We start from the raw sequence: 22,952 nt of genomic DNA, 5'->3' as shown, positions 1-22,952 counted from the left end.
GCCGAGCACCCGCCGCGGGCACAGACCGGGCACCGGGGCGGGAGCAGGGCGCGGCGCGCGCCCTGGTCGCAAGCCGCTCAGCTCTCCCCCGCCGCCCGCGCCGCGATGTCCGTACGGTGGTGCGAGCCGTCCAGCGTGAGCCGGCCGACCGCGCGGTAGGCGCGCTCCCGGGCCGCGGCCAGGTCGCCGCCGGTGGCCGTCACGGACAGCACCCGGCCGCCCGCGCTGACGACCTCGCCGGTGGCGTCGTCCTTCTTCGTCCCCGCGTGCAGGACGTACGCGCCGGGGGCGTCCTTCTCGGCGACCTCGGTCAGGCCGCGGATCGGGTCGCCGGTACGCGGCGTACCCGGGTAGTTGTGCGCGGCGACGACGACCGTCACCGCCGCGTCGTCGCTCCAGCGCAGCGGCGGCAGGGACGCGAGCGTGCCGGTCGCGGCGGCGCGCAGCAGCGCGGACAGCGGCGTACGGAGCCGGGCCAGCACGACCTGGGTCTCCGGGTCGCCGAAGCGCGCGTTGAACTCGATGACGCGCACGCCGCGCGAGGTGATCGCCAGGCCCGCGTACAGCAGACCGGAGAACGGCGTGCCACGGCGGCGCAGCTCGTCGACGGTCGGCTGGAGCACGGTCCGCATGACCTCGTCGACCAGCTTGGGGTCGGCCCACGGCAGCGGGCTGTACGCGCCCATGCCGCCGGTGTTCGGGCCCTGGTCGGCGTCGTGGGCGCGCTTGAAGTCCTGTGCGGGCTGGAGCGGTACGACGGTCTCGCCGTCGGTGACCGCGAACAGCGAGACCTCGGGGCCGTCGAGGAACTCCTCGATGACCACGCGGTCGCAGGCCAGCGCGTGCGCGCGGGCCGCCTCGACGTCCTCGGTGACGACGACGCCCTTGCCGGCCGCCAGGCCGTCGTCCTTGACCACGTACGGGGCGCCGAACGCGTCCAGCGCCTCGTCGATCTCCGCGGGCGTGGTGCACAGGTAGCTGCGGGCGGTGGGCACCCCGGCGGCGGCCATCACATCCTTGGCGAACGCCTTGGAGCCCTCCAGCTCGGCCGCGCGCGCGGACGGCCCGAAGACCGGGATGCCCCGCTCGCGGACGGCGTCGGCGACCCCGGCGACCAGGGGCGCTTCGGGGCCGACCACCACCAGGTCCGCTTCCAGGCGCTGCGCCAGGCCGGCCACGGCCGCGCCGTCGAGGGCATCGACGGTGTGCAGCTCGGCCACCTCGGCGATGCCGGCGTTGCCGGGGGCGCAGTGCAGCGCGGTGACGTCGGGGTCGAGGGACAGTGAGCGGCACAGGGCGTGTTCGCGGGCGCCGCCGCCGATGACGAGGACCTTCACATGCGCAGCCTAGTCGCCGCGGGCGCGGGCCAGGGGCGGCGCCCCCGCGGCCCCTGTACGAGGGCGGGCCGGAGGCGCGGGCGGGACCGCGGGCGGGCCGGGGGACGAGACGGGCGCAAGGCGTGGAAACCGGTCGAGGCCGGGCAGTGACAACTCTTTCGAGTGAGAGGGGGCATGACCTTATACCTGATGCAGCACCACTTCCGGGCGGAAATAAAGCGATCTTGGGGGCGAGGCCAACCGTTCGGCGGTAGGAAGGAGGTTGCGCACCGGCCGTCTCGTACGTACCGCGCGCACCGCACGTATCTGCTTGAGGGAGTGCACGGGTGAGTCAGCCGGAGATGCAGCCCGAGGGGCCCCCTCGGGAGGAGCGCGGGCCGGGCGGCGACGACGGTCGCCGCGATCTGGGAGGCCGCGCCTTCCCGCTCGGGGACTGGGGCGAACCGGCTGAGCGCCTCGACGAGCTGTATCACTGGGTCGAGGCGGGCGCCTTGCAGGCCGCCTCCTGGTATCTGCACGACCGGGTGGCCAAGCGGCGCGGCGCGCGGGCGCTGCGGCTGGGCGCCGCCGCCGGTGTCGCGGTCGGCGGCCTGCTGCCGCTGCTGGACCTGACCGGGGTGGCTCCCGGCGGCGCGAAGTGGGGGTATCTGGCGCTGCTGCTGGCGGCGGTGTGCGTCGGCAGCGACCGGTTCTTCGGGGTGACGGCCGGCTGGATGCGGGACGTGGCGACCGCGCAGGCGGTGCAACGCCGCCTGGATACGCTCCAGTTCGACTGGGCCTCGGAGAACGTACGCGAAGTCCTCGGCCCGACGGAGGGCACCGCCAGCGAGGCGGCCGAGCGCTGTCTTGGCGTGCTGCGCCGCTTCAACGAGGACATCGCGGAGCTGGTGCGGGCCGAGACCGCCGACTGGATGTCGCAGTTCCGGCCGGGCCCGCTGCCGCCCGGGGCCCGCGCGACGGCGCAGTGGGGGCAGCGGCCGGAACCCGGCGGTCCGCAACCTGGCCGGATCACGCTTCCGCCGGGCACCCGCCCGAACATGCCGCGGCAGCGGCCCCCCGAGCCGCCGCGCTGAGGGGCGCGCCGCCTACGCGCCCGCTCGCACGCCCGCTCGACTCGGCCCCGTGCGCCGCGCCGGGCGCGTCCGGCGGCCGGGCGCGCCCGGGGCAGCCGTCAGCTGAAGACGATCATCGACCCTTGGCCCAGGCTCCGCGTGGCCGCCGCGTGCAGCCCCAGCCACACATGCCGCTCCCGCGCGAACGGACTGTCGTCCAGGGGCACCCCGCTCACCCGCTCCTCCAGGGTGGTGGGCCGGGACGGCGCTTCGGGCGCGGCCGGCGGATTGGCCGGATCGATACCGATGGACGGCGCGACGAGTTCGAGGTCGCGCAGCAGGCCGTGGGCGGAGCCCAGCGGTCCGCCGCCCTCCAGGAGCTCTTCGGTGGCCAGCGGGTGCGGGAAGTCGACCGGAACGTACGCCCCGGCGTGGTCGTAGTGCCACACCAGGTGCGACTCCTGGGCCGTGGTCTCGAACATCTCCAGCAACTGCTCGTAGTCCCCGCCCAGTCCGTCCACCGGCGTCACTTCGAGACCGCAGATCCGCAGCAGGTAGGCGCGCCGCAGGAAGTGCAGCGCGTCGTAGTCGAAGCCCGCGACCGGGGCGACGTCCCCGGACAGGCCCGGCATGTAGCTGAAGACGGGGACGGGCGGCAGTCCCGCTTCCGTGAGGGCCTTGTCGTAGGCGGCGATCTCTTCGGAGAAGGGGTTGTCGGGGCTGTGGCACAGCACATCGACAAGGGGGACCAGCCACAGGTCACATGCCACGTATGAGCTCGCTTCCGGTCGGGTGGGGGGCGGACGGACAGGGTAGTGCTAGCAGGCGCCGCCGACGAGGGCGAGGGAGTGCTCGTTGTATTCGCGCACCAGCCGCTGCGCCTCGGCCAGGTCGTGCCGTACGACGGCGCTGACCAGGTCCCGGTGGCCGTGCCACAGCCGGCCGCGCAGATCCGTCGCGCGGCGCAGCAGCGGCACCGCGAAGACCCAGCTCTGCACCCGTACCCGGTCCAGGAAGTCACTGATGTACGGGTTGCCCACCAGGCTGCCCAGTTCACGCCAGAAGCGCAGGTCGTATCCGATCAGTACGTCCAAGTCGCCCGCCCGCGCGGCCCGTTCCGCCTCCTCGGCGCGGCGCCTGATGGACATCAGCACGGCGGGGGGCGCGGTGCTCAGCGCGCGCTCCGCACGGGTGCGGAAGATGCCCTCGACGATCAGGGTCCGGGCCTCGACCATGGCCCGGTAGTCGGTGGCCGTGAAGGCGTGCACCCTGAAGCCGCGGTGCTGCTCGACGTCCAGGAGCCCCTGGGCGCACAGGTCGAGCAGGGCTTCGCGTACGGGCGTGGCGGAGACCCCGTACTGTTCGGCGATCTCCTTGACCGTGAACTGGTGTCCGCAGGGCAGCCGCCCGGCCAGCACCTCGTCGCGCAGCGCGTCGGCGATCTGCTGGCGCAGGGTGTTGCGCCGTATGACTCCGCTGCCTGGGCCGGCGGGCATCGTGTCCGTCTCCTTCGGCGGCCTCGTGGGCCGGCTGGTGCGTACGACCGCATGCGAGGAGAGCGGCCCTGGCCTTCACGATAGGCGAGGGGGACGGACGGGGCGACGGTGGCGCCTGTGTACGGGGCCGGACGCGGCCCCGTACACAGGCCGGGCACGGGTACGGACCGGCTCAGGCCGTGTGCGCGTCCGCCACCGCCAGCGCCGCGTCCAGGGCGGCCAGGCCCTCCTTGGCCTCGGCCTCGGTGACGGTGCAGGGCGGGACGACGTGGGTGCGGTTCATGTTCACGAAGGGCCACAGGCCGCCGCGCTTGCAGGCCGCCGCGAACTCCGCCATCGGCGCGTTGGCCGTGCCCGACGCGTTGTACGGGACCAGCGGCTCGCGCGTCTCCTTGTCCTTGACCAGCTCCAGCGCCCAGAAGACGCCCAGGCCGCGCACCTCGCCGACCGACGGATGCCGCTCCGCGAGGGCGCGCAGTCCGGGCCCGATGACCTTCTCGCCGATCTCCGCGGCGTTCTCCACGATCTTCTCCTCGGCCATCGCGTTGATCGTGGCGACGGCGGAGGCGCAGGCCAGCGGGTGTCCGGAGTAGGTCAGGCCGCCGGGGTAGGGGCGCTGGTCGAAGGTGGCGGCGATCTCGGCGGAGATGGCGACGCCGCCCAGCGGCACATAGCCGGAGTTGACGCCCTTGGCGAAGGTCAGCAGGTCCGGGGTGACGCCGAAGTGGTCGGCGGCGAACCAGTGCCCCGTACGGCCGAAGCCGGCCATGACCTCGTCCAGGATGAGGACGATGCCGTACCGGTCGCAGATCTCCCGGACGCCGGCCAGGTAGCCGGGCGGGGGAACCATGATCCCGGCGGTGCCGGGGACGGTCTCCAGGATGATCGCGGCGATGGACTGCGGGCCCTCGAAGGCGATCGTGTCCTCCAGGTGTGCGAGGGCGCGCTCGCATTCCTGGGCCTCGTTCTCCGCGTGGAACGGCGAGCGGTACAGGAAGGGGCCCCAGAAGTGCACGACACCGGCCGAGGCGGTGTCGGAGGGCCAGCGGCGCGGGTCGCCGGTGAGGTTGATCGCGGCGGCGGTGGCGCCGTGGTACGAGCGGTAGGCCGACAGGACCTTGGCGCGGCCGGTGTGCAGCCGGGACATGCGGACCGCGTTCTCCACGGCCTCGGCGCCGCCGTTGGTGAAGAAGATCTTGTCGAGGTCGCCCGGGGTGCGCTCGGCGACCAGCCGGGCGGCCTCGGCGCGTACGTCCACGGCGAAGCCCGGCGCGAGCGTGCACAGCTTCCCGGCCTGCTCCTGGATCGCGGCGACGACCTTCGGGTGCTGGTGGCCGATGTTGGTGTTGACCAGCTGGGACGAGAAGTCCAGGTAGCGGTTGCCGGCGTAGTCCCAGAAGTACGAGCCCTCGGCGCCGGCGACCGGCAGCGGGTCGATCAGGCCCTGCGCGGACCAGGAGTGGAAGACGTGCGCACGGTCGGCGGCGTGCACCGCCGCGCCGGCTGCCGGGTCGGGTTGCGTCGTGGTCACGGTCACTACCTCGGATCGCTCGGGCCCGCCCGGGGACACGGTACGGCGGACGCCCTCAGCCTAGGGACCGGCCCTCCGCCGCAGGTACCGACACTGTGTATGGCGCTCACCACGGGCGCGGACAGTGTGTCGGTGGGGCTGTAGGAACCTCCAGGGCGGGCCGGGGCCACCGGAGTCGGCCGTGAGCCTGACGGGGCCCGTCCACACCCGCCTACGCCGCCTCCCGGGGAAACGCCGTCCGCACCGCCCGCCGCCACTGATGCCCCGTCAGGCCCGGCCGCAGCGCAGCCATCGCGCCGCAGTACTTGGTGAACTCGGCGGGGCGCAGCCCGTAGGAGCGCAGCAGCCGGTCCTCCTCCGACAGCGGGCCGGTCACCGCGCTCTTGGTCTCGACGAGGACCAGGCCGCCGTCGGCCCGTACGCTGCGCCCGGTGCCCGCGTCCCGGCAGACCAGCCCGGCGTCACAGGTGACGCGCCGGCCGTCGGCGACGAACGTGGCGCGCCGGTAGTCGGTCACCAGCGACGGGACCAGTTCCCCGGGCGCGGCGATGCCGTACGTACCGTGCAGTACGGAGGCCAGGAAGCCGCGCGGACCGCGCCCCAGCGTCGCCTCGCCGGGCAGCAGCGGCCGCCGCCGCTTGACCGTCTCGCCGCGCCGCCCCTTGAGCTTGATCTCGAACTGCCGCTCACCGGAGTCCTCGTACAGCCGCTCGCGGATCTTGTAGCGGTGCCGGCGCCCCTGCCGGTGGTCGTGGAAGGCCCGCAGGTCGGGCGTGTCGTAGTGGACGGAGTGGTAGCCGAACCAGCGGCGGCCGTTGATGCACAGCGCCTGGAACGGGCCGCCGGGCCGGTGCGGGTCGGTCAGCCGGGCCGCGAAGTCGGCGAAGACCTCGACCGGTACGAGATAGCTGTGGTCGACGCGGGTCATCAGCTCCGCACGGGCCTGGAGTTCGGCGAGGGGTATCGGACGTGCGGCCATGGCGGCGCGGGCGATGGCCCGTAAGGCGGGAATCACACGGTCTCCTCGGACAGGGTGCGGGGCCGCGGGTGCGCGGGGGATCGGTGATCGTGCGGGGACGGCTGCGGTGGCCGCGCTCTGAGGTCGTACGAGCGGGGGTGCGGAAAGGTTCCGGGAGGCGGGGGCGGGCGGGCCAACTCCCTCCGACTTTGCGGGGTGACGCGCGTCCGGCCTGTCCGGACGGCGGAGCCCGCCTTGACGGCGGAAGCCCCCCTCAGCAAATGGGCCATTGACAGCCTCCTGTCGTTACGACAGCATACTGTCATCGGGCACGGCGCCGCGGCACGCGGCACGGCCCGCTCTCCAGGGGAGTCACCATGACCCGTACGACCGCACGGCCCCGCACCACCGTCCACCTCGCCGTCTACGACACCCTCGCCGACTGGGAGTACGGCCACGCCGTGACCCGCCTCCGTACGGGCGACGCCTTCCGCTCCGGCCGGACCGGCTTCGGCATCGTGACCGTCGGCCTCGGGGACGGGCGCCCGGTGACCACCATGGGCGGGCTGCGGATCACGCCCGACCTCGCGCTCGACGCCCTGGACCCCGAGGACAGCGCGCTGCTGATCCTCCCCGGCGCCGTCCTGTGGGACGCGGGCGAGAGCCTCGCCCCGTTCGCCCGCAAGGCCCGCGCGTTCCTGGACGCGGGCGTTCCGGTCGCCGCCATCTGCGGCGCCACCGCCGGACTGGCCCGCGAGGGGCTGCTCGACGGCCGTACGCACACCAGCGGCGCCGCCGACTACCTCGCCGCGCAGGACGGGTACCGGGGCGGCGCCCACTACCGCGACGCGGACGCGGTGCGCGACCGCGGCCTGATCACCGCCGGGCCGACCGAACCGGTCGCCTTCGCCCGGGAGATCCTCGCCGAACTGGACGTGATGGAACCGCAGGTGCTCGACGCGTGGTTCCGCCTCTTCCGCCACTCGGACGCGAGCGCCTTCCCCGTCCTGATGGCGGCCGGGCAGGCGGCGGAGGGCCGGACGACGGAGCCCACGACATGACCGGGCCCGCACCGGAGCCGGGCACCGCACCCGAGGACGCCCCGCCCAGCACGCCGGACCTCCTCAGCCGCACCGCCCTCGGCGTCTTCCGTCTCAACGGCCAGTTCCTCGCCGTGTCGGAGAAGCTGGCCCGCCCGGCCGGGCTGACCACCGCCCGGTGGCAGGTGCTCGGCGCCGTTGCGGGCGGGCCGCTGCCGGTCGCCGGGATCGCGCGGGCGATGGGCATCACCCGGCAGAGCGTGCAGCGGGTCGCGGACCTGGTGGTGGCCGAGGGGCTGGCCGAGTACCGGCCCAACCCCGCCCACCGGCGCGCCAAGTTGCTCGCGCTCACGACTGACGGTCTGTCCGCTTTGCAGCGGATCACCCCGGATCACGGCGAGTTCGCCGCCGAGCTGTCCGAACAGCTGGGCGGACCCGCACAGTTCCGTACGGTCATGGAGGCGGTGGAGACGCTCTCCCGGGCGCTCGATAACCTCGGTTACTGAGGTCTCGTCCCGCGTCCTGCCTGCCGTCCCGAAGTCCCCTCCCGGCCCGCCCGGCCGACCGACCCCTTCCGCCACGCACCACGCGCCACTCTGCCCGACCACGGCCGGTACGGACACCGGGGAACCGAACCGAAACCGGCGGCGTCGTCCAGAACGTTCGCGTCTGCGGCACCGTCCCCGCAGGGAACGTCCGGGAGCACAGGGCGAACAAGGTGAAAGGGCAAGCGGAACGTGAATGAGCGCGCAGAGCGCGGCCGCCTCGGGCAGCTCGGCCCCCAGGACCCGCCGCGGATCGGGGCGTACCGGCTGCTGGGACGGCTGGGCGAGGGCGGGATGGGCCGGGTCTACCTCGCCCGCTCCGACCGGGGCCGCACGGTCGCCGTCAAGCTGGTCAAGACCGAGCTGTCGGGCCAGGACGACTTCCGGGCCCGCTTCCGGCACGAGGTGCAGGCCGCGCGGCGGGTCGGCGGCGAGTGGACGGCGCCGGTGCTGGACGCCGACACCGAGGCCGAGACGCCGTGGGTCGCCACCGGGTACATCGCGGGCCCCTCGCTGCGGCAGGTGATCACCGAAGGCCGTACGCCGCTGCCCGAGCGCTCCGTACGCATCCTCGCCGGCGGCCTGGCGGGCGCGCTGCGCAGCATCCACGCCGCCGGCATCGTGCACCGCGACCTCAAGCCGTCCAACATCCTGCTCACCATCGACGGCCCGAAGGTCATCGACTTCGGCATCGCGCGGGCCCTGGAGGCGGTGACCGTCGGCGGCGGGCTCACCCGCACCAACCAGGCCGTCGGCTCCCCCGGCTTCATGTCGCCCGAGCAGGTGCGCGGCCGGCCGGTCACCCCGGCCACCGACGTCTTCTGCCTCGGCTCGGTGCTGATGTTCGCTGCAACCGGGCGGCTGCCGTTCGGCGGGTCGGACAGCGGTGTCCACGCACTGATGTACCGCATCGCCCAGGAGGACCCCGATCTGACCGGGCTGCCGTACGGGCTGCACAGCCTGGTAGCGGCCTGCCTGGCCAAGGACCCGGCGCAGCGCCCGACGCCGGACCAGCTCATCGCGTACACCAGATCCGACGACGACGCGCACGAGCCCTGGCTGCCGGGCGCGCTGATAGCCGAGCTGGGGCGGCACGCGGTCGAACTCCTCGACGCGGAGAACCCCAACGGGGCGTACGAGGACTCCGGCGCGAGCGACGGGAGCCACCAGGACCACGGCGGGTCCTACGGAGCCCCCGGCCGCTCCTGGGAGAACGGCGAGAGATCCTGGGGCCACCACGACGCGGCCCAGGAACAGACGCCCACGCCCGCCCCCACACCCGCCGCGGCTTTCGCGTCGGCCCCCACCACCGTCCAGGCGGCCCAGCCCGCGTACGCACCGGCCCACGCGCCCTCGCCGGCCGCCTCCGCCGCCACCCCGCCCCCGCGCGGCGGCGCTTCCCACGCCCACGCCCACCGCCGCAAGAGCCCCGCCGGCCGCGGCGGCACGGGCCGCTCCGGCCGCACCAGCCGCACCCGCGCCGCCGGTCTGGCCGCCGCCGTCGGCCTCGGCCTGGCCACCGCCGGCATCGGCATCGCCTATGTCCTGTTCAGCCCCGACGACGAAGAGGCGCCCGCGAAGGCCGACGGCAGTACGGTGGCCGCGGACGGCAAGGTCGGCAAGGCGGCCGGCAAGGAGCCCGGCAGCATCCCGCAGAAGTTCCTGGGCGAGTGGGAGTCCAAGAGCGTCAAGGGCAGCCCCGCCTACCGCTTCACCCTCACCCAGGGCGGGACCGGCGACACCGTCATGGCCATGGAAGCCAACGGCGCCACCTTCCACTGCGAGTTCAAGGCCATCCTCATGAACGCCGGCCCGCCGCTGCGCCTCGGCCCGACCACGGTCGTGGCGGGCCCGGCGACCGCCTGCCAGCCGGGCTCCCCCAGCACCCTGCGCATCCACTCCGACGGCAAGCTCCGCCGCGTCTTCGACAACGGCAAGGCGACGCTGACGTACACGAAGAAGAGCTGAGCCCACCGCGCACGCGAAAGCCGCGTCCCCGCTCCGGAGCGGAGCGGGGACGCGGCCTGCGACCGTCGGTCCGGTCCCGTCAGTCCACGAACGAGTTGATCTGGATCGTCTCGTCCCGGCCGGGGCCGACGCCGATCGCGGAGATCGGGGCGCCCGACATCTCCTCCAGCGCCTTGACGTACGCCTGCGCGTTCTTCGGCAGCTCGGCGAAGGTCTTGGCCTTGGTGATGTCCTCGGACCAGCCCGGCAGCGTCTCGTAGATCGGCTTCGCGTGGTGGAAGTCGGTCTGCGAGTAGGGCAGTTCCTCGACGCGCTTGCCGTCGATCTCGTAGGCGACGCAGACCGGGATCTGCTCCCAGCCGGTGAGCACGTCCAGCTTGGTGAGGAAGAAGTCGGTCAGGCCGTTGACGCGGGTCGCGTAGCGGGCGATGACCGCGTCGAACCAGCCGCAGCGCCGGTCGCGGCCGGTGGTGACACCGCGCTCACCGCCGATGGTGCGCAGCGCCTCGCCGTCCGCGTCGAACAGTTCGGTCGGGAACGGACCGGCGCCGACCCGGGTCGTGTACGCCTTGAGGATGCCGATGACCCGGCTGATCTTCGTGGGGCCGACCCCCGCACCGGTGCAGGCGCCGCCCGCGGTCGGGTTGGAGGAGGTCACGAACGGGTAGGTGCCGTGGTCCACGTCGAGCAGCGTGCCCTGGCCGCCCTCGAAGAGGACGACCTTGCCGTCGTCGATCGCGTTGTTCAGCAGGAGGGTGGTGTCGGCCACGTAGCCACGGATCTGGTCCGCGTAGCCGAGCATCTCCTCGACGACCTGCTCGGCGACCACCGCGCGGTGGTTGTAGAGCTTGGCCAGCACCTGGTTCTTGAAGTCGAGGGCCGCCTCGACCTTCTGGTGCAGGATCGACTCGTCGAAGAGGTCCTGCACCCGGATGCCGGTGCGGTTGATCTTGTCGGCGTAGGTCGGGCCGATGCCCCGGCCGGTCGTACCGATCTTCCGCTTACCGAGGAAACGTTCCGTGACCTTGTCGACGGTGATGTTGTACGGGGTGATCAGATGCGCGTTACCGCTGATCACCAGCTTGGACGTGTCGACGCCGCGCTCGTTGAGTCCGCTCAGCTCGGAGAGCAGGACCGCCGGGTCGACGACGACACCGTTGCCGATCACCGGGGTGCACCCCGGCGAGAGGATTCCGGAAGGGAGAAGGTGCAGCGCATATTTCTGGTCGCCTACGACAACCGTGTGACCGGCGTTGTTGCCGCCCTGGTAACGCACCACATAGTCGACGGACCCACCGAGCAGATCGGTGGCCTTTCCCTTGCCCTCATCACCCCACTGAGCACCGAGCAGCACAAGTGCGGGCACAGGCGTACACCCCTTCCGGGCGGGGCATGTCCAACGTGCGCGAGGCCGTATGCGTGCGGATGCATGCGTACGACACCGCTGAAGCCGTCGAACCGGTGCCCCGGAATAGACGAAGCCCCTGGCGCAATCGCGCAAGGGGCTCTTGCACCGAGATGCTACCTGAGGAAGGACCGAGGTGTCGGCGCAGCCATCTGGGCACTGCTTTCCGGACGGGGTCCGGGGGCGCCCCCTGCTCGTGGTCATCGACCCGGTCGCCCGCAGAACGGACGGGGAATCCGTACGCATCGCCAAGGACGTCCTGTGCGCGGGCGCGGCCGCGAAGATCTGCCTTCCGGACGGCCCCGAGGAGTACGCGCGGGCGCTGGCCCGCCGCGGCCATCGCCGCCCCGTGGTGATCGGGGACGACCGTGCCCTGCTCCGGGCGGTGGCGTTGCTGCACAAGGAGCGCGATCTGGCGGGGGTGGCCCTCGCGGTCGTGCCGGTCGGCGCGCCGGGCGCGGTGGCGCTGTCGCGCGCGCTGGGCGTGCCGACCGACACCGTCGCGGCGGCGCGGACGGTCCTGGACGGTACGGAACAGAGCCTGCACCTGCTCACGGACGACAGTGACGGCATCGTGCTGGGCGGCCTGGACATTCCGTCCGGGACGGAGGAGGACAGGCGGCCCCGCCGCCGCAAGCGCTCCGGTGTGGTGCGGCTGCCGGGCCCTCGGGAAGGGCCGGACGAGGCGGCTCAGGACATGTCACACGAGTCGGGCGAGGCCGTGACGCCAGGAGCGGGACCTGTTCCGCCGGAAGAAGGGCCGGGGGCCGACGCCCGCCCGGACGCTTCCGCCGCGTGGTGGCGGGCACCGCTCCGTATGGCCCGCGCGGCCCTGGCGCTGCTGACCGCACGAACCCGCCCGGCGGCCGGCGGCCCGACGGCCACGCCCGGCCACCGGCTGCGGGTCGAGGCGGACGGCGTGGTGCTGGCCGACCTGGACCGGCCGGTGCGGTGGGTGTCGGTGACACCGGGCGACGGCGCGGACGGCAGCGGGCTGGCCGAGGTCGTCGTCCACTGGCAGGCGGCCGAGCCGCCGGTACGGGCCCGCGCGCGGTCGGTGACCGTGTCCGGCGCGGACTTCCGCTACCGGGCGGACGTGGTGGTCGGCGGCCCGGTCAGGACCCGTACGTGGACGGTGCAGCCGGACGCCTGGCGGCTGACGCTGCCGCACGGCTGAGGCGGGGGGGGCGGCGCCGTGCGGCGGCCGTGCCTCAGCCTTCCTCCGCCAGCCGCTGCGCCCGGTGCTCGCGCCAGCGTTCCAGCAGTACGTCCAGCTCGCCCTGCATGAACTCGAAGAACTCGACGGTCTCGGCGACCCGGGCGCCGGCCGGCGTGTCCGGTCCGAGGGTCTTCGCGCCCTCCCGCAGCACTTCCTCCCAGCGGGTCAGCACCTTCTCGCGGTTGCCCAGGGTCTCGTACCAGAGCTCGTTGTAGAGCCGGTAGCGGTCCCGCCGGGTGCCCGGTTCGCGCTCGCGGCGGACCATGTTGACCTGCGTCAGGTAGCGGACCGCGCCGGAGACGGCGGCGGGGCTGATCTGCAGCTGTTCGGCCAGTTCGGCCGAGGTCAGGGTGCCGGAGTCGGACGCGAGCAGCGCCGCGAAGACCCGGGAGGCCATCCGCTGCATGCCCGCCTCGGTCAGCTCCGCCGCGAAGCGTTCCACGAAGCGGGAGACCGCCTCCTCGTCCCGCCCGGTGTTCCGGCCCTGCTGCTGCTCTGCCTGCTCGCTCACCGTCTCATCCTCTCCCCTGCTCCCCCGGCCCGGAACGTTCCCTCAACTTTATACGGTTCCTTAACTTCACAATTTTGTGAAAGAAGCGTACGTTCAGAACCATGACGAAGGCAATCACGGTGTCCGGCCTCCGCAAGGCATTCGGCCGGACCCAGGCGCTGGACGGTCTCGACCTCGACGTCGAGGCCGGCGAGGTGCACGGCTTCCTCGGGCCCAACGGCGCGGGCAAGTCCACGACCATCCGCGTTCTGCTCGGCCTGCTGCGCGCCGACGGGGGTGGCGCGCAACTGCTCGGCAAGGACCCGTGGCGCGACGCCGTCGCGCTGCACCGCCGCATCGCGTACGTCCCCGGGGACGTCACGCTGTGGCGCAACCTCTCCGGCGGCGAGGTCATCGATCTGTACGGACGGCTGCGCGGCGGCCTGGACCCGGCCCGCCGTGCCGACCTCCTGGAGCGCTTCGAGCTGGACCCCACCAAGAAGGGCCGGACGTACTCCAAGGGCAACCGCCAGAAGGTCGCCCTGGTCGCCGCGTTCGCCTCCGACGTGGACCTGCTCATCCTCGACGAGCCCACCTCCGGGCTGGATCCGCTGATGGAGGAGGTCTTCCAGGACTGCGTCGAGGAGGAGCGCGACCGCGGCCGTACGGTGCTCCTCTCCAGCCATGTGCTGTCCGAGGTCGAGGCGCTGTGCGACCGCGTCAGCATCATCCGCAAGGGCCGCACCGTCGAGTCCGGCTCCCTCGCCGACCTGCGGCACCTCACCCGCACGAGCGTGTCCGCCGAACTGGCCGGCGCGCCCGACGGCCTCTCGCGCCTGCCCGGCGTCCACGATCTCGACATACAGGGCCACCGGGTCCGGCTCCAGGTGGACACCGACAAGCTGGACGCGGTGCTGCGCTCGCTCAGCCGGTCCGGCGTCCGCAGCCTGACCAGCACACCGCCGACGCTGGAGGAGCTGTTCCTGCGGCACTACCAGGACGACACCCGGAGCGACCGGGCCCCGGCATCCGCCTCCTCCGTTCCCGAGAAGGCGGCCCTGCGATGACCGCCGTGACGCTTCCCGCGACCGCCCGCACCGGCGGCTCCCGCGACCTGGCCGGCACCGGCACCCTGTTGCGCCTGGCGCTGCGCCGCGACCGGCTGATGATCCCGGCCTGGGTGGTGCTGCTCGGACTGACCGTCGTCAGCATGAGCGGCGCCCTCAAGAAGCTCTACGACACGCCCGCCGAGCGCGCCGACGTGGCGAGTTCGATGACCGGCAACGGCTCCCTGCGCGCCATCTACGGTCCGGTGTTCGGCGACTCCCTCGGCGGCCTGACCGCCTGGCGCATCGGCGGCATCGCCGCGCTGCTGGCCGGCGTGATGAGCCTGCTGATCGTCGTGCGCCACACCCGCGAGGAGGAGGAGACCGGCCGCCAGGAACTGCTCTCGGCGGCCATGGTCGGCCGGCGTGCCCCGCTCACCGCCGCCCTGCTCGCCGCGCTCGTCGCCGACGCCGCGCTGGCCCTGCTCATCGCGGCCGGCCTGGCCGGGTCCGGGCAGCCGGCCGGCGGCGCGCTGGCCCTCGGCCTCGCCGTCGGCGGCACCGGCCTGGTCTTCGCGGGCCTGGCGGCGATCACCGCCCAGCTCACCGAGAGCGCCCGGGCCGCCAAGGGGCTGGCCGGGGCCGTCCTGGGCGCGGCCTTCGTCCTGCGGGCCGCGGGCGACGCCGCCACCGAGGACGCCTCCTCCCCGCTGACCTGGGCCTCGCCGGTCGGCTGGGCCGAGCAGCTGCGCGCGTTCGCCGACGAGCGCTGGTGGGTCCTGCTGCTCTTCCTCACCGCTACGGCCGTCACGGTCGGCGCGGCGTACGCGCTCACCGCCCGCCGCGACCTCGGCATGAGCTTCCTGCCCGCCCGGCCGGGCCCGGCCCGCGCACCCGCCTCCCTGAACGGCGCCACCGGCCTGGCCTGGCGGCTCCAGCGGACCACCCTGTTCGGCTGGTCGGCCGGCTTCCTGGCCGCCGGTGCCGTCTTCGGCGGCATCATCGACGGCGCGTCCGACCTGGTCGGCGACAACGAGCAGGCCCGGCAGATATTCGAGCGGATGGGCGGCCGGCAGGGCCTCTCCGAGGCTTTCATGTCCGCCCTGACCGGCATGCTCGGCATGGTCGCGGCGATCTATGCGGCGGGGGCGGTGCTCCGGCTGCGCGGCGAGGAGACCGGCGACCGCGCCGAACCGGTGCTGGCCGGCGCCGTCGGGCGGCTGCGCTGGGCCGCCGGGCACCTGGCCGTCGCCTTCGTCGGTACGGCCCTCATCCTGCTCCTGGGCGGCCTGGGCCTCGGCCTCGCGTACGGCCTGACGACCGGCGACGTGAGCGGGCAGCTCGGCCCCGCGGTGGGCGCGGCACTGGCCCAGGTCCCGGCGGTCTGGACGCTCACCGGCCTGGCGGTGCTGCTGGTCGGCGCGCTGCCCAAGGCCGCGGTCGGCACCTGGGCCGTGGTCGGCGGCTGCCTCGGCATCGGCTGGACAGGCCCGGCCGTACAGCTCCCCCAGTGGGTGATGAACCTGTCCCCGTTCAGCCACCTGCCGAAGCTGCCGGGCGGCGAGGCCACCGCGGCACCGTTCCTGTGGCTGCTCGCCCTGACGGCGGTGTTCGTGACGGTGGGCCTGACCGCCCTGCGCCGCCGCGACATCGGCTGACCCACGGGGCCCTGGCTCTCGACACCGCAGAGCTTCACGGCCGTAAAACCCGCCCGCCCCTCCTACGTGCGGCGCCGGAGCTGTAGCGGACTCCGGCGCCGCACTTCCCCGTACGGCACCGATGCGTCGTACGGCGGGAGCGATCCCCGCCCGGGGGCGTACGCCCGCCCGGCGCCCGCGCTCCCGCCCCGCTCCAACTGGTAAAGACCTCCTGCCGCCACCGCTGCTCCCCAAGCGCCCGGAAAAGACCAGAGGAGCGAGAGTGGAACATTCCGCGCCCATGTGCTCCGCACCACGCCACCGGACGCGGTTGTCCACGTTTCCCCTTGGGCACAACCCCCGCGAGCGGCGATGGCGGCGCTTATCCGGCCGGCACGCCGCGGTTTCACGCCTAGGGGCGGGCGGAGGTATCCGTGAATCGAATGGGATCACGCAAGGCGATTTGGGTACTGCAAAATCTGGGGGTTGTCCTGGCGGCCGGAGCGGCTTGTGTGCTGCTGAGCCTGATCATGACGATGGTGCCCGGACTGCGCACCCCGGGCAGTGGGAACGCGGGCCAGGCTTATGGCGCCGCGGCGTCCTCCACTGCCGTACTGGTGCTGTTCTACATGGCGAGGACGCTGCGCCTGCAGCGTGACGAGACCTCGCTGCAACGCCAGGAACTGGAACTGCAACGCGCGGAAATGCGGCTGCAACGCACCGAACTGGAGCTCCAGCGGGACGAGATGCGCCGGTCGGCGGGCGAACTGCATCGCAGCGCCGAGGCCGGTCTGCGGCGCCTGCACATGGACCTGCTCAAGATGAGCATCGCCGACCCGGAGCTGGCCGAGGTCTGGCCCAAGTTCGCCCCGGACCTGACGGTGAAGGAGAACCGCCAGTATCTGTACGCGAATTTGATCTACTGCCACACCATGCTCGCGCACAAGCTGGAGATGGCGAACGACCGGGAGGCCCTCGGCCATCTGCGGTACATCGTCACCTCGCCGGCTTTCCGCGGCTACTGGGAATCGGCCCGCTTCATGCGTGCCGAAATGGACCCCGACTCGCACGAGAGCCGCTTCGCCACCCTCGTCGACGAGGCGCTGATCCAGACGAACGGACAAGCACCACACGCACCGAACCTGCGTTTGATCGAGGGTCAACACACCGAGCAGTGAAACGCTCACAGGTGTAACCGTCTGCGCCGAAAGGAAAAACTTCCGCAATTCGGCTGGCGCCGCCGCACACCGCCGAGGTATTCCGGCCCGGTGACAGCACCAGAGATTTCCCGACGGTTGGGCGCCACCCCTCAGGAGCGCGGCAGCATGGGCAACGGAAGCTGCCCCGACCTCTTCGAGCTGAGCGACGGCCGCTTCGCCGTCATCGGCACCGACATGACAGCCGACCTGGACCCGAAGCTGCCGGGCGACGCGAGCCGCGGCGACCACGAGAGAATCGTGGTGATCACCCGCGACACCCTGCTGCGGGCCCGGGCCGACATCGCCGCGCTGTGACCCGGCGGCCCGGCCCGCGGCTCCTCAGCCGCCCGGCGTGACCAGCCGGGCCTCGTACGCGAAGACCGCCGCCTGGGTGCGGTCGCGCAGTCCCAGCTTCACCAGAATCCGGCTGACGTGCGTCTTCACCGTCGACTCGGCCACGACCAGATGCTCGGCGATCTCACCGTTGGACAGGCCCTGGGCCACCAGCACCAGGACCTCGGTCTCCCGCTCGGTGAGGTCGCCGACGCGCTCCTGCGTCGGCGCCCGCGGCGTACCGAGCTTGGAGAACTCCGAGATCAGCCGCTTGGTGACGGCCGGCGCGAGCAGCGCCTCGCCGTTCGCCACGATCCGCACCCCCTCCGCGAGCTGCCCCGCCGAGGCGTCCTTGAGCAGGAAGCCGCTGGCCCCGGCCCGCAGCGCCTGGTACACGTACTCGTCGAGGTCGAAGGTGGTCAGCACCAGCACCTTGGCGTCCGCGTCCGCCGCGACGATCTCGCGGGTCGCCTCCAGGCCGTTCATCTGCGGCATCCGGATGTCCATCAGCACCACGTCCGGGCGCAGCTCGGCGACCTTGGCGACCGCCTGCCGCCCGTCCACCGCCTCGCCGATGACCTCGATGTCCGGCATCGCGCCGAGCAGCACCGAGAAGCCCTCGCGGACCATGACCTGGTCGTCCACGATCAGTACGCGGATCATCCCGCCGTCTCCCCCTTCGCGCCCGGCGTCGCCGGAACCGGTATGAACGCCGCGACCTCGAACCCGCCGTCCTCGGTGTGGTCCGCGGTGATCTCGCCACCCAGCATCTGCACCCGCTCCCGCATGCCCAGGACACCGTGCCCGGCCCCCGGCGACGGCTTGGCCAGCCGGCTCGGCACCCCGTTGACGATACGCAGTCCGAGCCCGCCGAGCACGTACGAGATCTCCACCCGCGCCTCGGCGCCCGGCGCGTGCCGCAGCGTGTTGCTCAGCGCCTCCTGGACGATGCGGTACGCGGACAGCTCGACGCCCTGCGGCAGCGGCCGCGCCGAGCCGGTGATCACGGCCTCGACGACCAGTCCCGCGCTGCGCACGCTCTCCAGCAGCGCATCGAGGCTGGCCAGCGTCGGCTGCGGCGCCTCGGGGTCGGCGTCGGCGAAGGCGTCCGGGTCCTCGGACCGTACGACGCCGAGGATGCGGCGCAGCTCGGTCAGCGCGGCCACCGCGTTCTCCCGGATGGTCGAGAAGGAGGTGGCCAGCTCGGGCGGGGTGTCCTTGACGCGGTACGGGGCGGCCTCCGCCTGGATGGCGATGACCGACATATGGTGCGCGACCACGTCGTGCAGCTCCCGGGCGATCAGGGCACGCTCCTCCAGCAGCGTGCGCCGCGAGCGCTCCTCGGCGGTGGCGGTCCGCGTCTCGACGACGTTCTGCCGCTCCTCGCGCCAGGCGCGGATGGCGGCGGCGGGCACCAGCACGAACACCGACACCACCGCGAACGGCGCGACGGTCGAGACCGCCCGGGGCATCAGCAGCGTCAGCACCCCGGCCCCGGCCATGGTGAGCAGCCACATCTCCAGGGCGAGCCGCGGCCGAGTGCGCAGCACGACCAGCGCCATCACCGCGAGGTGCGCGACCAGGCTGATCTCGAACCACTCGTGCCCGGCCCCGGCCACGGCACCGGCCAGCATCGCGAACAGGAGCGACCCGACCGAGATCCAGAACGCGCCGACCGGCCGGAAGAGCGTCAGGGCGATCGGCGTGGCGGTCAGGAAGCAGTAGGCCACCGCGATGAAGGACTCGATCGGCCCGCCGCCCGTCGTCTGCGCGACGATCACGAGGAACACGAAGGCGGCGATCCCGCCGAGCGCCAGGTGCGGTGCCCAGCGCACGTAGCGCCGCAGCCGCTGCGGGAACCACGCCCATCCGGACACCCGGGCGTCGTCCAGGGGCAGCATCGGGCGGAAGGCGAAGGCGTCCACGATCAGGTCCTGGCGCAGCCGGTGCAGCGCGCCGCGGACGAGCCGGGCTTCCGAGCGCAGGTCGTCGCGCCGCGGGTGAGTCGTCTGGTTCACGCACACCACCGTAAGCAGCGCGGGGCCCGCGGGCGTCCCCTCCTGAGCGGATCTCCTGGCCTCCTCCTCAAGTACTACGGAGGGTGGCCAGGAGGACGCGGAAGGCGGCGGTGCTGGGGGTGACGGGCGCGTAGTGCCCCGTTCCGGCCCGTTCGCGCAGCTCCGGTACGACGCCGCCGGCGGCCTCGGCGGCCCGTACATAGCGCCGGGACAGCTCCACGGGCACCTCGGCGTCCTCGGTGCCGTGCAGCACCGTCACCGGCACCGCGCCCGGCAGTCGCCGTACCGGGTCGGCGGCGGCGAGCCGGTCCGCCCACCCGGGCCCGGCGCCCAGGAACTCCGCCACCGCGCCGTCGCTCAGCCCCAGCTCATGGGCGCGCGCGAGGTCGGCGACAGGGGCCAGGGCGACGATCCGCCGCGGCGCGTACGAGGCGCGGCGGTCCGCCAGGAGCAGCGCGAGGTGCCCGCCCGCGGAGTGCCCGACCGCGAGCACGGGCCGCTCCAGAGCGGCCACCGCCGCCGTCACATCCTCGTACGTCCGCGGCCAGCCTCCGCCCGCCCCCGCCCGTCGGTACTCGGCGAGGGCGACCGGCAGCCCGTGCCGCGCCAGCTCGGCCGCGAGCGGCGACAGGTGCGTACGGTCGTACGCCGCGCGCCAGAAGCCGCCGTGCAGCAACAGCACCACCGGGCCGGCGGCCTCCGGCCCGTACAGGTCGATCACCTGGTCCGGATGCGGCCCGTACGCCAGCGTCGCGTCGGGCGCCACGGGCGCGAGGCCGAACAGCGCCGCCTCCTCGCCCCCGGCGCCCGCACCGCTCACTCCAGGACCTCGCCCAGCACCCGCGCGGCGCGCGCCACGTCCGCGAACGACGTGTAGAGCGGCGTGAAACCGAAGCGCAGCACGTCGGGGTGGCGGAAGTCGCCGATCACCCCGCGCCGGATCAGCTCCGTCATCACCTTGCCCGCGTCCGCGCAGGACAGCGCCACCTGGCTGCCGCGCAGCCGGTGCTCGCGCGGCGTGACGCAGCGCACCCGGCCCTCCGGTACGCACGCCTCCACGCACTCCAGGAAGAAGTCGCCGAGCGCCAGGCTCTTGTCCCGTACGGCCTCGATGCGCACGCCGTCCCAGACCTCCAGGGCCGCTTCCAGGGCGAGCATCGACAGGATGTCCGGGGTGCCGACACGGCCGCGGGTGATGCCGTCGGCCGGGGCGTACGCGGCGTGCATGCCGAAGGGCACCGCGTGCGAGTTCCAGCCGGGCAGCGGCGAGTCGAAGCATGCCTGGAGCTCTTCGCGCACATACAGGTACGCGGGCGCGCCCGGGCCGCCGTTGAGGTACTTGTACGTACAGCCCACCGCGAGGTCCACGCCGTGCGCGTCCAGCCGGACCGGCAGGGCGCCCGCGCTGTGGCACAGGTCCCACACCGCCAGGGCCCCGGCCTCGTGCAGCGCGGCGGTGAGGCCGGGCAGGTCGTTGAGCCGGCCGGTGCGGTAGTCGACGTGGTTGACCAGCGCGAGCGCCGTACGCGGGCCGGCCTCGTCGGGGATCCGCTCGGCCGGCAGGGCGCGCAACGTGCAGCCCGTCATACGGGCCGCGGACTCCGCGATGTAGCCGTCGGTCGGGAACGACGCCTCGTCCGCCAGGATCTCGTCCCGGCCCGCACCGGCCATGCGTACCGCGCCGACCACCGCCTTGAAGATGTTGACGCTGGTCGAGTCGCCGACGACCACCTGCCCCGGAGCGGCGCCCAGCAGCGGGGCGATCCGGTCGCCGACCCGCTCGGGCGCGGCCCACCAGCCCGCCTCCTCCCAGGAGCGGATGCGCAGTTCGCCCCACTCGTGGGCGATCACGTCCGCGACCCGGCCGGGTACCTGGCGGGGCAGGGCTCCGAGGGAATTGCCGTCCAGGTACACGCACCCGTCGAGGACGAACCTCTCCCGTACGGGTGCGAGTTCGTCCCGCGCGTCCAGCGCCGCGGCCCGCTCCGCGGCCGTCTCAGACATGGCTGCGCGCCGTCCACAGCTCGGGAAAAACGTTCTTGCTGGCTCGTTTCTCCAGCCAGGCCACGCCCGCCGAACCACCGGTACCCATCTTGGCCCCCATCGCCCGCCGCGTCGCCACCAGATGATCGTTGCGCCACCGCCACACCAGCTCCGCGACGTCCGTCAACGCCTCGCCCAGCCGCACCAGTTCCCCGTCGCGCGGGCCCGCGTAGATCTCGGCCCACACGGCCTCCACCCGCGCGTCCGGCTCGTACCGTGCCGTCGTCTCGCGCTCCAGAACCTCGGTGGGTATCGCGTAGCCGCGGCGCGCCAGCAGCCGCAGGACCTCGTCCCACAGACTGGGCTCCTGCAACGCCTTCTCCAGCTCCGCGTACTCCCGCGGCGCCCCGCGGTGCGGCACCAGCATCGACGTGGACTTCTCCCCCAACAGGAACTCCAGCCGCCGGTACATCGCCGACTGGAACCCCGAACCCTCGCCCAGCGCCCCCCGGAACGCGTTGAACTGCGCCGGCGTCAGCCGGGCCAGCGGCCGCCAGGCCGCGTTCAACGCCTCCAGCTCATGCGCCGAACGCTCCAGCGCCTCCATCGCCACCGGCAGATCGTCGCGGCGCAGCGCCTGGGCGGCGGTGTGCCACTCGTGCACGATGACGGTGAACCACAACTCCATCACCTGCGTCGTGACCAGGAACGCCATCTCGCCCGGATCGTCCGACAGCGGATGCTGGAGGTGGGTGAGCACGTCCGCGTGGACATAGTCCTCGTACGGAGTCGTGCCCGTGCTGCCGATGCTCAAGTCGGGCCGCCGCGGGCCGGCGGCCTCCGGCTCGGCCGGTTCTTCCTGCGGGGCGGCTTGCTGCGACATGAGGAACTCCTCGATGTGCTGGCTTCCGGGTAGCGGTCCGCTCCTTCCCGTCGGCAAACGGAGCCCCGGTCCCCTCGGGCGCGGACTCTCCCGGCCCATGGGCATCATCCGTGCTCCACGGAAGGCGCGCAAGAGGCCGGCCGCGCGTGCGACGGGCCGGTCGCGCCTGCGCGACCGGCCCGCTGATTCCCCCGGCCCTCAGCCGGAAGCGCAGCTCAGCGCCCTACGAAAGCGTGTCCGCCGCGGTCGGCGACGAGTCACGCAGGAACGTCGTGCAGCGCTCGTACTCCTCCTGCTCACCGATCGCCTGCGCGGCGCGGGCCAGCGCGTGCAGAGCCCGCAGAAAGCCGCGGTTCGGCTCGTGCTCGAACGGCACCGGGCCGTGCCCCTTCCAGCCGGCCCGGCGCAGCGCGTCCAGCCCCCGGTGGTAGCCGGTACGGGCATACGCGTACGACTCGACCGTACGCCCCGCCTGGAACGCGTCATCCGCAAGCTGCGCCCAGGCCAGCGAGGACGTCGGATACTTCGCCGCGACGTCGGTCGGCGCGGCCCCCGAAGCGAGGAGCTCGCGGGGCTCGGGGTCGTCGGGCAGTTCGGTCGGGGGCGGGCCCCCGAGAAGATTTTCGTGAATGGCCATGTGACCAGTATTCCCGGGGGGTCGCCGAAATTGGGCCTGTGGGGTCGCGGCGTAGCCGCGGTGTGGGGGTTCTGGCCCGCGCTTCGCGCGGATACGCATTGGGTTTGTCGTGGGGCGGGGGTGCGCAGGGGGCCATCTCCTCGGCGCCTGGAGCGGCCGAAGTGTATGGACGCAA

General features: G+C 73.2%; 22 protein-coding genes. 9 read left to right on the top strand and 13 right to left on the bottom strand.

Annotated features, from left to right (window positions below):
- Positions 1–77 precede the first annotated feature (77 nt).
- Entirely contained in the window at positions 78–1,337 is a 1,260-nt protein-coding gene (purD, locus tag ADK86_RS28385) for a phosphoribosylamine--glycine ligase (RefSeq protein WP_053699176.1), read from the bottom strand.
- A gap of 326 nt (positions 1,338–1,663) precedes the next feature.
- On the opposite strand from purD, the gene ADK86_RS28380 reads away from it, so the two are divergent.
- Positions 1,664–2,410, top strand: coding sequence for an SLATT domain-containing protein (locus ADK86_RS28380; protein WP_030600766.1), 747 nt, complete (start codon positions 1,664–1,666; stop codon positions 2,408–2,410).
- Between the two features lie 98 nt (positions 2,411–2,508).
- On the opposite strand, the gene ADK86_RS28375 is transcribed toward ADK86_RS28380, so the two are convergent.
- The 4 genes from ADK86_RS28375 to ADK86_RS28360 all read right to left on the bottom strand — a co-directional run bounded on the left by ADK86_RS28375 (position 2,509) and on the right by ADK86_RS28360 (position 6,431).
- Positions 2,509–3,159: a hypothetical protein gene (locus tag ADK86_RS28375; protein WP_003986964.1), complete on the bottom strand. Its 651-nt coding sequence runs from the start codon at positions 3,157–3,159 to the stop codon at positions 2,509–2,511.
- A 48-nt stretch (positions 3,160–3,207) separates the two neighbouring features.
- Complete coding sequence (locus ADK86_RS28370; protein ID WP_030180689.1) at positions 3,208–3,885, bottom strand: GntR family transcriptional regulator; 678 nt, start codon at positions 3,883–3,885, stop codon at positions 3,208–3,210.
- A 172-nt stretch (positions 3,886–4,057) separates the two neighbouring features.
- Positions 4,058–5,416, bottom strand: coding sequence for an aspartate aminotransferase family protein (locus tag ADK86_RS28365; RefSeq protein WP_053699206.1), 1,359 nt, complete (start codon positions 5,414–5,416; stop codon positions 4,058–4,060).
- Between the two features lie 211 nt (positions 5,417–5,627).
- Positions 5,628–6,431: a polyphosphate polymerase domain-containing protein gene (locus ADK86_RS28360; RefSeq protein WP_053699175.1), complete on the bottom strand. Its 804-nt coding sequence runs from the start codon at positions 6,429–6,431 to the stop codon at positions 5,628–5,630.
- Between the two features lie 320 nt (positions 6,432–6,751).
- Here ADK86_RS28360 and ADK86_RS28355 point away from each other — a divergent pair, with 320 nt between their 5' ends.
- The 3 genes from ADK86_RS28355 to ADK86_RS28345 all read left to right on the top strand — a co-directional run bounded on the left by ADK86_RS28355 (position 6,752) and on the right by ADK86_RS28345 (position 9,927).
- A complete protein-coding gene (locus ADK86_RS28355) occupies positions 6,752–7,435 on the top strand; it encodes a DJ-1/PfpI family protein (protein WP_053699174.1) in 684 nt (227 codons plus the stop codon).
- Positions 7,432–7,920 carry a MarR family winged helix-turn-helix transcriptional regulator gene (locus tag ADK86_RS28350; RefSeq protein ID WP_053699173.1) on the top strand — a complete coding sequence of 163 codons (489 nt, stop codon included), beginning with the start codon at positions 7,432–7,434 and terminating at the stop codon, positions 7,918–7,920. Before ADK86_RS28355 ends, ADK86_RS28350 begins: the two co-directional genes overlap by 4 nt.
- A 231-nt stretch (positions 7,921–8,151) precedes the next feature.
- Positions 8,152–9,927: a serine/threonine-protein kinase gene (locus ADK86_RS28345; RefSeq protein WP_053699172.1), complete on the top strand. Its 1,776-nt coding sequence runs from the start codon at positions 8,152–8,154 to the stop codon at positions 9,925–9,927.
- Positions 9,928–10,006: 79 nt separating this feature from the next.
- Here ADK86_RS28345 and ADK86_RS28340 read toward each other — a convergent pair whose 3' ends face one another.
- Entirely contained in the window at positions 10,007–11,293 is a 1,287-nt protein-coding gene (locus ADK86_RS28340) for an adenylosuccinate synthase (RefSeq protein ID WP_053699171.1), read from the bottom strand.
- Between the two features lie 235 nt (positions 11,294–11,528).
- Between ADK86_RS28340 and ADK86_RS28335 the strand changes: the two genes are divergently transcribed.
- Positions 11,529–12,509 carry a hypothetical protein gene (locus tag ADK86_RS28335; RefSeq protein ID WP_078952321.1) on the top strand — a complete coding sequence of 327 codons (981 nt, stop codon included), beginning with the start codon at positions 11,529–11,531 and terminating at the stop codon, positions 12,507–12,509.
- 34 nt (positions 12,510–12,543) lie between these two features.
- On the opposite strand, the gene ADK86_RS28330 is transcribed toward ADK86_RS28335, so the two are convergent.
- Positions 12,544–13,062 carry a GbsR/MarR family transcriptional regulator gene (locus ADK86_RS28330; RefSeq protein WP_030600797.1) on the bottom strand — a complete coding sequence of 173 codons (519 nt, stop codon included), beginning with the start codon at positions 13,060–13,062 and terminating at the stop codon, positions 12,544–12,546.
- Between the two features lie 101 nt (positions 13,063–13,163).
- Here ADK86_RS28330 and ADK86_RS28325 point away from each other — a divergent pair, with 101 nt between their 5' ends.
- The 4 genes from ADK86_RS28325 to ADK86_RS28310 all read left to right on the top strand — a co-directional run bounded on the left by ADK86_RS28325 (position 13,164) and on the right by ADK86_RS28310 (position 17,238).
- Positions 13,164–14,108 (top strand): ABC transporter ATP-binding protein, encoded by a 945-nt coding sequence (locus tag ADK86_RS28325; protein WP_053699170.1) that lies wholly within the window; start codon positions 13,164–13,166, stop codon positions 14,106–14,108.
- On the top strand, positions 14,105–15,745 hold the full coding sequence (locus ADK86_RS28320) for an ABC transporter permease (protein ID WP_053699169.1): 1,641 nt from the start codon (positions 14,105–14,107) through the stop codon (positions 15,743–15,745). Before ADK86_RS28325 ends, ADK86_RS28320 begins: the two co-directional genes overlap by 4 nt.
- 422 nt (positions 15,746–16,167) lie before the next feature.
- On the top strand, positions 16,168–16,902 hold the full coding sequence (locus tag ADK86_RS28315) for a DUF6082 family protein (RefSeq protein WP_159393988.1): 735 nt from the start codon (positions 16,168–16,170) through the stop codon (positions 16,900–16,902).
- 147 nt (positions 16,903–17,049) lie between these two features.
- Positions 17,050–17,238 (top strand): hypothetical protein, encoded by a 189-nt coding sequence (locus ADK86_RS28310; protein WP_050507017.1) that lies wholly within the window; start codon positions 17,050–17,052, stop codon positions 17,236–17,238.
- A gap of 24 nt (positions 17,239–17,262) precedes the next feature.
- Here the strand turns inward: ADK86_RS28310 and ADK86_RS28305 are convergent, their stop codons facing one another.
- The 6 genes from ADK86_RS28305 to ADK86_RS28280 all read right to left on the bottom strand — a co-directional run bounded on the left by ADK86_RS28305 (position 17,263) and on the right by ADK86_RS28280 (position 22,777).
- Positions 17,263–17,919 carry a response regulator gene (locus ADK86_RS28305; RefSeq protein ID WP_030650902.1) on the bottom strand — a complete coding sequence of 219 codons (657 nt, stop codon included), beginning with the start codon at positions 17,917–17,919 and terminating at the stop codon, positions 17,263–17,265.
- A complete protein-coding gene (locus ADK86_RS28300) occupies positions 17,916–19,274 on the bottom strand; it encodes a sensor histidine kinase (protein ID WP_053699204.1) in 1,359 nt (452 codons plus the stop codon). The genes ADK86_RS28305 and ADK86_RS28300 overlap by 4 nt, the downstream gene beginning before the upstream one ends.
- Before the next feature lie 67 nt (positions 19,275–19,341).
- Positions 19,342–20,094 carry an alpha/beta hydrolase family protein gene (locus ADK86_RS28295; RefSeq protein WP_053699167.1) on the bottom strand — a complete coding sequence of 251 codons (753 nt, stop codon included), beginning with the start codon at positions 20,092–20,094 and terminating at the stop codon, positions 19,342–19,344.
- Entirely contained in the window at positions 20,091–21,278 is a 1,188-nt protein-coding gene (gene kynU, locus ADK86_RS28290) for a kynureninase (RefSeq protein WP_053699166.1), read from the bottom strand. The genes ADK86_RS28295 and kynU overlap by 4 nt, the downstream gene beginning before the upstream one ends.
- On the bottom strand, positions 21,271–22,140 hold the full coding sequence (locus tag ADK86_RS28285; protein ID WP_053699165.1) for a tryptophan 2,3-dioxygenase family protein: 870 nt from the start codon (positions 22,138–22,140) through the stop codon (positions 21,271–21,273). The genes kynU and ADK86_RS28285 overlap by 8 nt, the downstream gene beginning before the upstream one ends.
- 223 nt (positions 22,141–22,363) lie before the next feature.
- The gene (locus tag ADK86_RS28280; RefSeq protein WP_003979917.1) at positions 22,364–22,777 is read right to left on the bottom strand and encodes a DUF3151 domain-containing protein; all 414 of its coding nucleotides are present in this window, start codon (positions 22,775–22,777) and stop codon (positions 22,364–22,366) included.
- Between the last annotated feature and the right edge of the window lie 175 nt (positions 22,778–22,952).

It is taken from the genome of Streptomyces sp. NRRL F-5755 (assembly GCF_001279365.1).
GTDB classification, from domain to species: Bacteria; Actinomycetota; Actinomycetes; order Streptomycetales; family Streptomycetaceae; genus Streptomyces; species Streptomyces rimosus.
This window is presented reverse-complemented; position numbering and strand designations above follow the sequence as displayed.

What these genes read in the sequence shown, in the direction of transcription:
- kynU (WP_053699166.1), bottom strand. Translation starts at nt 21,278, where the DNA reads ATGTCTGAGACGGCCGCGGAGCGGGCCGCGGCGCTGGACGCGCGGGAC.
- ADK86_RS28355 (WP_053699174.1), top strand. Translation starts at nt 6,752, where the DNA reads ATGACCCGTACGACCGCACGGCCCCGCACCACCGTCCACCTCGCCGTC.
- ADK86_RS28305 (WP_030650902.1), bottom strand. Translation starts at nt 17,919, where the DNA reads ATGATCCGCGTACTGATCGTGGACGACCAGGTCATGGTCCGCGAGGGC.
- ADK86_RS28320 (WP_053699169.1), top strand. Translation starts at nt 14,105, where the DNA reads ATGACCGCCGTGACGCTTCCCGCGACCGCCCGCACCGGCGGCTCCCGC.
- ADK86_RS28350 (WP_053699173.1), top strand. Translation starts at nt 7,432, where the DNA reads ATGACCGGGCCCGCACCGGAGCCGGGCACCGCACCCGAGGACGCCCCG.
- ADK86_RS28285 (WP_053699165.1), bottom strand. Translation starts at nt 22,140, where the DNA reads ATGTCGCAGCAAGCCGCCCCGCAGGAAGAACCGGCCGAGCCGGAGGCC.
- ADK86_RS28280 (WP_003979917.1), bottom strand. Translation starts at nt 22,777, where the DNA reads ATGGCCATTCACGAAAATCTTCTCGGGGGCCCGCCCCCGACCGAACTG.
- ADK86_RS28310 (WP_050507017.1), top strand. Translation starts at nt 17,050, where the DNA reads ATGGGCAACGGAAGCTGCCCCGACCTCTTCGAGCTGAGCGACGGCCGC.
- ADK86_RS28325 (WP_053699170.1), top strand. Translation starts at nt 13,164, where the DNA reads ATGACGAAGGCAATCACGGTGTCCGGCCTCCGCAAGGCATTCGGCCGG.
- ADK86_RS28370 (WP_030180689.1), bottom strand. Translation starts at nt 3,885, where the DNA reads ATGCCCGCCGGCCCAGGCAGCGGAGTCATACGGCGCAACACCCTGCGC.
- ADK86_RS28315 (WP_159393988.1), top strand. Translation starts at nt 16,168, where the DNA reads ATGGGATCACGCAAGGCGATTTGGGTACTGCAAAATCTGGGGGTTGTC.